This window comes from Pantoea sp. BAV 3049, assembly GCF_009765445.1.
Classification (GTDB): Bacteria; Pseudomonadota; Gammaproteobacteria; order Enterobacterales; family Enterobacteriaceae; genus Erwinia.
The window spans coordinates 1,911,517-1,922,200 of the sequence record NZ_WHOY01000031.1; the positions used below are offsets into that span (position 1 = coordinate 1,911,517).

Sequence of the window (10,684 nt, forward strand, 5' to 3'; positions counted from 1 at the left end):
CGCCCCCAACAGCGCGATGATGTACAGCACGGAGGCCCCCTGTGCGCTGTAGGTGGTGACGGCGTAGCCGTAGTCCAGATGACGATCGGCATTTGATGCGCCCGGGTCGAGAGTCAGCGTCCGCTCCCCCGTATCAAGCGTGATCCCCCCTTCCGGCGTGACGCCGGTGACGGCGGCCATGTCGCTGGCACGGATGTTACGCTCCCTGTCGGTGGTGGTCAGGCGGACCTTTTCCCCGGTGCTGATTTCGAGCTGTCGCCGTTCAAACACCGCCACCGTTTCCTTGCGCAGTTCCGACGGGCTGAACCAGCGGTCATCCGCACCGTCCAGCCCCTGCAGGCGGATAACGCCGCTTTCCGCATCGCTGGCGCCCACCTGAAAATACTGTTCGCCCACCCGTACGGTATTACCCGCGTTCTTCTCCCAGAACGTCATCCGTCCCAGGTCTGCATTGCTGTTGCCGACCCTGATAAGGTGAGGCACGGTGACACTGTCACCCAACACGCCCTGCGCTTTCAGCCGCTCATGGACCGCTGCATTAATCTGCATCCGGTCGGCGTTCAGCTCCGTTACTATCAGCGTGTGTTCACGCGCCTGCGCGGTTCTGCCGGTAAAGTCTGCTGCGACAAGCCCGGTGATGTCTGTTGCAGGAAGAGAGGCGAAGGGAAGTTCGCCCGTATCCGCTTCTTTCTCTGCTGCAGCCATCACTGCACGGACATCCACCGTGCTGCTCTCCGGCACATACGCCCCTTCAAGCCTTGGCACCGTCTCAGGTGATACCTGCGCGGCAACGGAGACCGCTTCCCGCACGTTGCCGGCGATAATGGCCTCAATGGCGGGCTTCAGCGCCGGGGTCTGGCGGACAATTTCCTTCATCACCGCCACGTCGGCGGCGCTGCGCTCAAGCGCCAGTGCAAAGGGCGCACCGGATTCCAGGGATTTCAGCTGGTCCCGGTCGCCGCTCAGTACGGCACGGCCGCCCCCCTCTGAGATGGCGGTCAGCAGCGAGGCCAGCTGGGCATTACCGTTCATTGAGGATTCGTCGATAACAAACAGGGTGCTGCTGAAGTCCCGGGTCTCCCCGGACGACTGCCACTGGCTGTGTTCGCTGAGGAAACTGGAGATGGTCTGCGCCGGAATGCCGGCAGCGGACAGCTCGCTGACCGCCCGGTGGGTGGGCGCCAGCCCGGCGATAACCGGCGGGTTATCCAGCCCGTTCAGCGCGGTGGCCACCGTCCTGAACTGCGTGGTCTTACCCACCCCTGCGTACCCCTGAATCGCGGTGATGCGGTCAGGCGAGGTCAGGATAAGGTTTGCTGCCCGCCGCTGGCCGTCCGTCAGCGGGCCCGCCTGTTCAGCCGTAAGGCCGCCGGCAGCAAGCGGAGGAACGGCATTCTTTCCTTCCGCCACGTGACGCAGGATGGTCAGTTCATTGCTGAAGTTTTCCCTGGAGATGAAGAGACCGGTAGCGCCCTGCTCAGCACCGAGCGGAATGATGTCCCCTTTTTCCTGCAGGCGCTGCAGCTCCAGGCCGGTCCGTTCAGGAGAAAGCTGACGGTCGGTTTCCATCACGTCGGCCAGCACCTTCATGCTGCTGAAGGTCACGCCGGTGCCGGTGACCTTTTCAATGGACAGCCTCACCGACCGCTCCGGGTGCGTCACCTTCCGCGCCTCCAGCGCCCGCAGGGCATCCGCAAGGTCATCCTCTCCGGCAAGCGACTTCACGCCCTGCGTGACGGTGACCGACGGCCGGTTTTCATCAAGGCGCTTTTCGATGGTCTTCTCATCAAGCGGGGTGAAGGCGATGACGCTGTCCCCACTGCGCTTCAGCATGTTCAGGGTGGTGTCGCTGACGTCCTTCCCGGACAGCACCGCAATCACGCTGCCGCTGCTGCTGCGTGTGGCCCCGAAGGCCTCCGTATAGCCATATCCGGCGTACAGCGGCGCGTTCATGTTTACCTGCAGGCGCTGCCCGTCAGCGTTCTCCATCACCAGACGGTCCTTAAACAGCCAGCGCCCCGCCTTCACGCCGGTCACCGTCAGGGTCTCCCCGGCACCGGCTTTCGGGTGTACCTCAGCCGTGGTGCGAAGACGCTCGCCTTCGCGCAGTTCCAGTTTCTTCTCGCGGAACAGACGGTAATGACTGTCCACCTCGCTGATTTTGAGCCCCTGCGTGCGGCCTTTTGCGTCGGAAAGCGTCAGCAGGTTGTGCTTTTCGCTGACGCCGGTGATGGTGAAATCTTCCATCAGTCCCCGGCCCGTATGATGCTCCAGCACCATCCCTTCGCGGTATTTACTGCGGTCGTTACGGGTGGCGGCATCGAGCCAGACGGGTTCGCGCACGGTCACCTCACCCAGCACGCGGCCAAGTCGCCCCTCCTCCACCATGACATCCCGGATAATCCCGGTCAGCTGCGACCGCACTTTCGCGTTGCCGGCCTGCACGGTGGCCCGTTTTCCCGCCACGGTTTCCTGTGCGTAATAGCGTGCTGCCACCGTCAGGCGGTCATTCACGGTATCCTTCTGTACCAGGGTGACGGATACGTCATCGCCGGTGGCGGTCGCGGTGAGGCTTTTCACCCCGGCCGCCTTCAGCACCTGAGTGGCAAAACCGGTGGTGCGTCGCGCGTGCGTGTCAGCAACGATGGTGGTGGCACCCTGCATGCCTGCCGATTTCAGCACGTCATGCATTGCGGTGGTGCTGAAGCGTTCGGCCTCGCTCACCATCACCAGCGCGTTTTCCGGCAGTGGATTGTCCGCCAGCTGCCCGGCCGTGGTCAGCGTCACCCTGCCGTTATCACCAAACAGGGCAGACTGCCGTTTCAGGCTGCCGCCATCGGCGGCCACCACGACCAGTGGACGGTCGTTTTTCTCTGCCAGCTGCAGAACAGACTCACTGAACTGCTGCAGGTAAGCCTGTCCGCCACGGACATTCACCAGGGTGACCGCCCGGTTGGCATCGGCCAGCTGCGCCATCACGCCGCGCTCACCGGAGGGAGCCTGAAGGGAACCGTTCCGCTCAGCCAGTCCGGCTGCGACCTGAATCAGCCGCTGTTCGTCCCGCAGATGTTCAGCGGAGGTGAACAGGGTCTGATGCCTGTCAACGGCCAGCATGGATCCACGTGAAATGGCATGGTCAACTGCCTCACGGACCCTTGCAAACACCCCCTCAACCACCGGGATGTGGGTCAGCACGCCGGTCAGCACGCTGTCATAGGTGAAGCGAACGCTTTTCGATGACAGACGGGCAATGGCATCTGCCACCACGGACTCAAGTTCAGGCCGTTCCGCAGCGCCGACAGCACCGTCGGCTTTTTTTCCATACAGAACCGGCTGGCCAGCCACTTGAGAATGCTGCTCTTTGTCTGTCTGCAGGCAGCTGACATTTCCGCTGACGGTATACCTGAAATCCACGAGCTTAAAGCCAGTATCGTGCAGCTTTTCCTGCCAGTGGTTCCGGACAGATTCCATTTCGCTGAATTCTTTTTTCTTCCTGGAATCAAGCGCGGCCATGCTTTTGGCTCTGGCACTGGCGTTCTCACCGACTGCGTCCAGTATTTCCTGACGTCGGGAGGAAAATTCTTTAACCGGGACGCCTGCAATATCCCATTCCCCACGCTCTCCGGTCGCTATTATTGGATAGCCTGCCTGTTCAAGATCCTGGCGAAGAAACCCCCGGTACAGCATCCCTATACTGACCTGCTGTGCCCATACCTGATCCGTAAATCCCTGTTTGTTCATGGTATCTGATGACAGCGTCTTCCAGCCTCCCTGAGCCAGCGTTGCATTTATCACCACCGCATGAGTATGAAGCTGGGGATCCAGATTCCGGCTGGTGTCATGCATAAAACAGGCTATCAGCAGGTTCCCCGTAGCTTCCATCGCAGAAACACCGTTCTGCATGGTGCGGGTGGTGGCCAGCTTTTCCACCTCATCCAGTGTCTTCTGCACTGCCCGGTTATGCGCTTCGATAAGAAACTCATCCCCACAAACCAGCGCAAGTACCGACACGCTTTTTGGGGCAGAGAAAGTCAGGTCATAGCCGGGACGATGTTTATTGACACCGTTCTCCATGCGCGACAGATCGGTACCATCCGGCAGTTTTCCTTCAAGAACATCAGTGAACATCGCTTTGTCGACGGGTCCCTCCAGCCCCAGCGACTCGGCACCGGTGCCGTACCATTCCGTCGACTGCTCCCCCAGGAAATAGTAGTTATCCTCAGCCGTGTAGTAATTACCGGCTCCCCCGGCACTTTTTACCGTTGAAACTGACAGCATCGGCTCCTCCTCACAGCTTCACGCCAAAGTCTTCATCACTGCTTCTGTGCCGGACATCCTGCACGCTCTCCATCTGCCCCACCGGCACGGTCTGCGCGATGGGTGAAGGGCCATCCTGTCGGCATTCGCCGTTCTCCGGCCCACTGAACGGTGGCGGGCTGCTTTCCCGGCCCTCCGGTTCATGGTTACCGGCTGCAGGCTCCCCGTTGGCACTGTCCTCCTTACCGGACGTACCGGGCGGAATAACGGGGTCAGGCTTGCCCTCAGCCGCATCAGCAAAAAGCCGCTCAACGATTTGCCCGGTCATGCCGGCCGCATCCCCGTCAGCCATCTGCTCTTCCAGTTCCGGGTCAAACAAATCCTCCACGTTGCGATCGATGCGGCCCTCAGCAATCTGCCGGAATGGCTCACGTTTCAGCTTCATGCGGACCACCGGCCATTCGCCCGGCAGGGTGACGTAGCACTCCAGGTCATTCAGGGACTGAATATCGGAATAGCTGACGAGGTATTCATTCACCTCATCCTTGGAGAACTGGACGCCGTCGCGAATGATGTCGACACCGTAGCTGTACTGATCGCGGAATTTTTTATGGCGGCGCTCACCGATTTCCCGCTGCACCCATTCCGCCACCGGCCCGCTCGGGGCACGGTAGAAGATGCGGGTATTGAGGAGGTCCCAGATGGCCTCGGCGAAATTGGGGCCAAACTGCTCCTTAAGCTGCGGGAAGTTCTGAAGCCCGAGCAGGGCACATCCACCAAACTTACGTCCTTCAGCGCAATACTCTGGCAGGATGGGCAACTTGTGCAGTGACGGGACTTCGTCAAGAAACAGCCAGATACGCCGCTCCCTGCTGGCGGTCAGGCCAAGAATTCCGGTCATGGTCATATAGAGCCACGCGGAAAGTAACGGCTTGATGGCGTTGTGACTGCGACCGTCACTGGCCACAAAGATCCACGGGTTGTCACCGTCCGCATCTTCCGTTGCCAGCCAGTCACGAATGTTGAAAGGCTGACGTCCCTGCTGATCCAGCCCCTGCAGATAGCGCAGCGATCGGGCATAGGTCGTCAGGATGGTACGGATGGTCATCGCGGTTTTCTCGATGCTGCCATCCACCAGGTTGGCCGCGTCAGTCCCCTGCAGATAGTCACGCAGGTCTGCCAGGCTGATGGACATCAGCTTCTTCAGCAGGCCGGCGATGTTGCAATCCTTTTCTTTCGCCATACGGCGGGCGGTTGCAACAAACAGGGCGCGGGCGGACAGTACCCAGAACGGGTCACCACCGCCGTTGCTGTCAGGCAGCAGGGTGGTGGCAAAGTTTTCGAAGTCGGTAACGGTCTGACACTCGGCCCAGAGGTCCCAGGGAGCACAACGGGCATCAAACGGGTTGAGGATTTTGTCCTTATCCTGCCTGTAGAACAGCGGGATGAAGTTGTTGCCTTTGTCATAGATAACAACGCGATCGCCCCTGGCGCGGAGCTGTCTGAGCAGGTTGTTCAGGGCCGTGCTTTTGCCTGTCCCAACCGTGCCGTGAAAGCCGAAATTTTGCATCTCCGAATCTTTCAGTATGTGCAAACCACAGATATTAAGGGGCGACTGCATGCCAGCCTTTTTCAGCAGCCGGTTTAACTCTTCGGGCCCTTCGACCAGATCACGTCCACCGACCTGCTCATTGTCACGCTGCTTTTTACCCTTACTGCCCAGATACCAGGTGATGGCAAAAATGGAACCAACAAAGGTGAACGCCGCGAGGCCCCAGCCGTAAAAGGCCGCGTTTTTAACGGCCTGTCCCATCTGAATAAAATAAGGATCGGTCATCACCTGCACGGCGGTGTGCTTAAAGGTCACCACGTCGCCACCAGGACGCTCAAAATGGAACGTCCAGCTGCCACCGGGATCCTTACCGCTGATATTTTTAAACGGCATGATGAGCCACTTAATCAGCCAGTAAGCCCCCCCGTGACAGAAGGTCTGCAGCGAAAGGGTCAGAAACATCCAGAGGAAAAAGACGGCCACGGAAAACATCAGCATCCAGTACGAGGCTATATTCATGATTTGCATGAACATGCCAATCATGTACTTCATGACCTGGCCACCCTGGGTGAAGTCACGGGCATTGAGGCTCATCAGAATGCCTCCGCAAGACGTAGGTAAGCTCCACGGGAAACGTTGCAGTTTTGCAAAAGAAATAACGGGGTCAGATGAAGTTGCATGTTCACCTCGGTTGTTAAATGTGGAAAAGGTTTTTCCGGCCAGAGACCTTTGAGCAAAGGGCAACCGGATACACTTTAAAGTGCTTTTAAAAGTCTTTTAATGGTGCCTGAGTATGTTAGAATTCACAGGAGTGCTTAACTAAGGGGTAATCAAAATGGCTTTTCAGATACTCACGACTACTGCGGCAAGCATTACCGATCTCAAACGTAACCCTATGGGTACGGTGGCTGAAGGGGATGGCCATGCTGTCGCTATTCTTAACCGTAACGAACCGGCGTTTTACTGTGTTCCTCCTGAGCTTTATGCCAGGTATCTTGAACTGGCAGAAGATGCTCAGCTGAATCGTATTGCCGATGAACGTCTTAAAGACGCAGAGTTTGTGAGCGTTTCGCTCGATGACCTATAACACGTTACGTCAGTCTTTCACTGCTCAGTACCATCACTGGATATGACTGGCTTCGTCGTTTTGCATTTATGGTTCACTGGACGTATGATTTTCACGTCAACTGAATGATTATTCCCTAGCCTGAGTGTCGGAAAACGAAGAGGCCCGACTTCACCAGTCAGGCTTTTTGTTTATTTCGCCTTGGCTGCAGCTTTCTCATCATTTTGAATTTGAAGAGGACTAATATCTCTTCCATACATACGCGCATAAACCTCCAAAGATTCGTTGAAAACGCTCAAATTTAATGCGCGAAAATCTGAGACGGCTTGAGAAATGACTTTTTTAAGTGTTTCATTATCAATATTAATTTCTTCACTGCAGACAAGAATATCCATGATCATGATTATCCTCGGTGTATTTACACTCAAGACTGGAGATCCATTCTCACCATCAGTTTTTACCCACCAATAAAGCAGAGGGTAGTTTCTCTTCGGCAATTCATCCGCACTCCTGAACATACCTATATATTCGTGCATGCCTTGAAAAGCGTCACTTTCGCGCAAAGAAACATTTATGGCATAAGAAATGAGATATTTCTTGAGGCGGTCCTCCTCTGGTAAAAGAGTAAGTTTTTGATTTTTTCCTCTGAAAATATTTTTAACTATATCTAAAAGCCTAACTGGTAAACTCTTTTTTCTAAACAAAAATGTTTCTTCATCTGGAATTATTGAAAATGAAGGCACTTGGTTCTCTTTTACTCGTTCTCTCACACTTTCGGCAGAAGATAAATTTTCATCAGTTGATTCGGATGAAAAAACATCGATGGGAACTCCTTCAATCTCCCATGTACCTTTATCGCTGGTAGTAACAGTCGGCCCCCCCTTTGATTCAATTTTTTTACGTAAAAACGCCAACTGGATCACAGACAAACTCTCCCGCTGTGACCAGATTTCATCCGTAAAGCCCATTTTATTTTGTATGTCTGAAGAAAGTGTCTTCCAGCCATTCTTTGCCAAGGTGATATTGGCTATTACCACATGCTCATGCATGTGCGGCTCCCGGCTGAGGTTAGTGCCGTGAAGAAAACGGGCCATTACCAGGTTTCCAGTCCGTTCCATTACAGGAATGCCGTCCTTCTTGGTACGGGTGGTGCTCAGTTGTTCGATGATGTCCAGCGTCTCGCTCACGGACTCTCGGAATGCCTCAATCAAGAATTTATCATCGTAAACCAAAGCCAAAATTGACACACTTTTGGGAGCAGAGAAGGTCAGGTCATAACCGTGCCGATGCTTATTGACGCCGTTTACGATCCAAGAGAGGTCGGAACCATCTGGCAGTCTTCCTTCCAGTATGGAAACGAACGTTGCTTTGTCGACCGGTCCTTCCAGCCCCAGTGATTCTGCACCAGCACCGTACCACTCTGTCGATTTATCACCCAGAACAAGGTAGTTGTCTTCTTTCGTGTAGTAATCACCAGCTTTTGCGGCGTTTTTTACAGTGGATACTGACAGCATCATTATTTCCTTACAGCCTCACTGCAAGCCTAAATAAATGGCCTTGCACATGTTGCTCATATGTCCATCTAAACTGCCTAAAAGTACCGTTTTACTGGTTCCATTTCTCTTTTGCCGCTGCGAAAGCGCCAAAAAGGCCAGAAATTTGATAGCGTGAAATATCCATATTGAAGGCAATCGCCAGTGCAATGGTGGACAGAACCGTGAGTATTGACAGGCTCAATACGTTTAAGAAAGTAAACACTGAAATAAGCCCAACAATAAAAATAGAGCAATTCCAGATCACGTAATAAATTCGCGCCTTTCCCGATACAATCTTCAGTACATGATATTTCTCTGATATTCCTTTTGGTAGCATTGAAAAAATCAGGCTAAAACTATAAAAAAACTTAGCAACAAAATACCAGAAGAAGATGGACATTACGCCTCCCCCTAACCAGATATTCATTATAAAAACATCCGTAAATGGGCAAATAAAATAGAACAAGAAGTAAATAGCCAGAGGTAACAACACCATTCGGACGTTCTCAAAAAAACCTGGGACATACTCTTTCGATTCTCCGAAAAGCAAAGATATCTCTCTGACTTCGTTTTGAATCTGATCATATGTAACTCTCATATACACAGTTCCTATTTTTATTTTTCATCATCTTTTTTTGTATCACCTTTGAGCAACCAATCATTGGCTTCTTTAGGTAATGGGTTTTTCTGAGAAACATCTGCCAGATGCTTTCTTTCATCATAACTCTTTCCGGCTCCGGCATTGTCATTGCGCCGGTCAGCCATTCCCTGCTGAGTAACATTACGTCCTTCATCTATTTCCAGATGGGCATTTTCTGATTTATTTTTAACCATCCCCTGCACATCAGCAACCTCTTTTTTAATATCAGTGCGGATATTATTGTCTGCAACGTGACCATCAATCTGTGCGTTGGCGCTGTTGTATGCTCCTCCGAACTGCGCACCTGCAGTGTTAATCGGTGCCGTCATTCCCTGCCCCGTCTGACCGGCATTGCTTTCATAATTGCCATCTATGCGGCCACGCAGCTTTTCATCCACAAATTGCTGCACCAGCCCTTCGCGACGCTGTGAAACATCCGCGTCAGATGCGTTGGTAAGGATGTCCTGAGCCTGCTCCGGCGTCCGCTCTTTAACCCATTTTGCAAACTGCTGGTTGTAGTTTTCCTTCGCGCCGGCGCTGAGCGTTTCCGTTTCGGAAGCCATTCGCTGCAGTTCATGGGTATGCGACTGACTGGTGGTGTACTGCTGGTACGCGCTGTCAGAGGTGGTGATACCGGCAGAGATCTGGTTCATCAGACCGGAAGCATTCGTATCCACATGCTGGCCATTGTGGCTCATATTGTAGTTACGCAGCACGTCCAGCCCTTCACTGAAGTCCTTCGCCTCACGCGCCGACAGCGTGTGGCCATAATCCTGCCCTTTGCGGCCATCTTCCGTTGTCTGAGAGGTGGATCCCGTCCGGGCAGTTCCTTCCAGTCCCGCATGGATATCACCTTTGGCAGAGGCACCGGTCATCCACTGCCCGGCTTTACCCCACAGGGTTTTACTGGAGTCTAAGCCTGCCTGTCCTCTTATACCCGCATTTACAGCGAGATCACGTGATTTATTCTGCAGTTCTGAATATCCCTCATTTTTGCCCACATGATTACGGTTACTGTAATCATCGGCGATGCTCATCATCTTATGCACTTTCTCCGCATCCGTGATGTTCATGCCGGTAGTGGCTGCCAGAGTCTGTGTGTCGCTGTTACCGAACTGATCATGAAACTGTCTGAGCTGCGAGGCGGTTTGCTGCACAGAGTGGTTGTAGCCACTGAGCGCCGTTTCGGTCTGGCTCATACTGTCGCGGGTCATCTTCTGCGCCGCGCTGGACAGATGGCGATCCCAGTTCAGATCTACCGGCAGGCGGCTGATCCCCTGTGAGGCGTCCCAGACGGTCTGCCCCGTGGCGGTCTGGGTCTCCATAGCCCCATTACCCAGCTGCATCGACGTGTTTCCTTCACGGTACTCCCGGTTCAGGTTGGTCTTGAAGCCGTTGATGTTCTCCATCTGCATGTTGGCCATGCTGTAGTTACCGGAGGCCACCGCAGAGGCATCTGCCGTGGATGCCCCGCCGAGGGCGCTGCCGAGACTGGAGCTGAGGCTGGCGAAGTTCTGACCGAGCTGGGTGAACAGTTTGAACGCCAGAAACGGTATCGACAGCATCAGCCACCCGGCAATCCCCGCCGTGGTGCTGCTGGTTTCCATCAGGCGGTTCATGTTGGAGAGCGTCGG

5 protein-coding genes and 1 pseudogene are annotated in these 10,684 nt (G+C 54.5%); 1 reads left to right on the forward strand and 5 read right to left on the reverse strand.

The window, feature by feature from the left end; all coding sequences use genetic code 11:
- Together mobF (GSQ70_RS09765) and traD are read right to left on the reverse strand one after the other, a co-directional pair.
- On the reverse strand, positions 1–4,278 hold a 4,278-nt coding region (gene mobF / locus GSQ70_RS09765), incomplete at its 3' end, for a MobF family relaxase (RefSeq protein WP_199257246.1).
- 10 nt (positions 4,279–4,288) lie between these two features.
- Positions 4,289–6,403, reverse strand: coding sequence for a type IV conjugative transfer system coupling protein TraD (gene traD, locus GSQ70_RS09770; RefSeq protein WP_158782345.1), 2,115 nt, complete (start codon positions 6,401–6,403; stop codon positions 4,289–4,291).
- A 241-nt stretch (positions 6,404–6,644) separates the two neighbouring features.
- Between traD and GSQ70_RS09775 the strand changes: the two genes are divergently transcribed.
- The gene (locus tag GSQ70_RS09775; RefSeq protein ID WP_158782346.1) at positions 6,645–6,896 is read left to right on the forward strand and encodes a type II toxin-antitoxin system Phd/YefM family antitoxin; all 252 of its coding nucleotides are present in this window, start codon (positions 6,645–6,647) and stop codon (positions 6,894–6,896) included.
- Positions 6,897–7,066: 170 nt separating this feature from the next.
- Here GSQ70_RS09775 and mobF (GSQ70_RS09780) read toward each other — a convergent pair whose 3' ends face one another.
- The 3 genes and pseudogenes from mobF (GSQ70_RS09780) to GSQ70_RS09790 form a co-directional block, all read right to left on the reverse strand.
- Positions 7,067–8,389: a MobF family relaxase gene (gene mobF, locus GSQ70_RS09780; protein WP_233268264.1), complete on the reverse strand. Its 1,323-nt coding sequence runs from the start codon at positions 8,387–8,389 to the stop codon at positions 7,067–7,069.
- Between the two features lie 91 nt (positions 8,390–8,480).
- Positions 8,481–9,008 (reverse strand): hypothetical protein, encoded by a 528-nt coding sequence (locus GSQ70_RS09785; protein WP_233268265.1) that lies wholly within the window; start codon positions 9,006–9,008, stop codon positions 8,481–8,483.
- Between the two features lie 17 nt (positions 9,009–9,025).
- Positions 9,026–10,684 (reverse strand): annotated as a pseudogene (locus GSQ70_RS09790) (hypothetical protein); the annotation flags it as partial.

Bases quoted from the DNA above. Each gene is read 5' to 3' on its own strand.
- traD (WP_158782345.1), bottom strand. From the start codon at position 6,403: ATGAGCCTCAATGCCCGTGACTTCACCCAGGGTGGCCAGGTCATGAAG.
- GSQ70_RS09775 (WP_158782346.1), top strand. From the start codon at position 6,645: ATGGCTTTTCAGATACTCACGACTACTGCGGCAAGCATTACCGATCTC.
- mobF (WP_233268264.1), bottom strand. From the start codon at position 8,389: ATGCTGTCAGTATCCACTGTAAAAAACGCCGCAAAAGCTGGTGATTAC.
- GSQ70_RS09785 (WP_233268265.1), bottom strand. From the start codon at position 9,008: ATGAGAGTTACATATGATCAGATTCAAAACGAAGTCAGAGAGATATCT.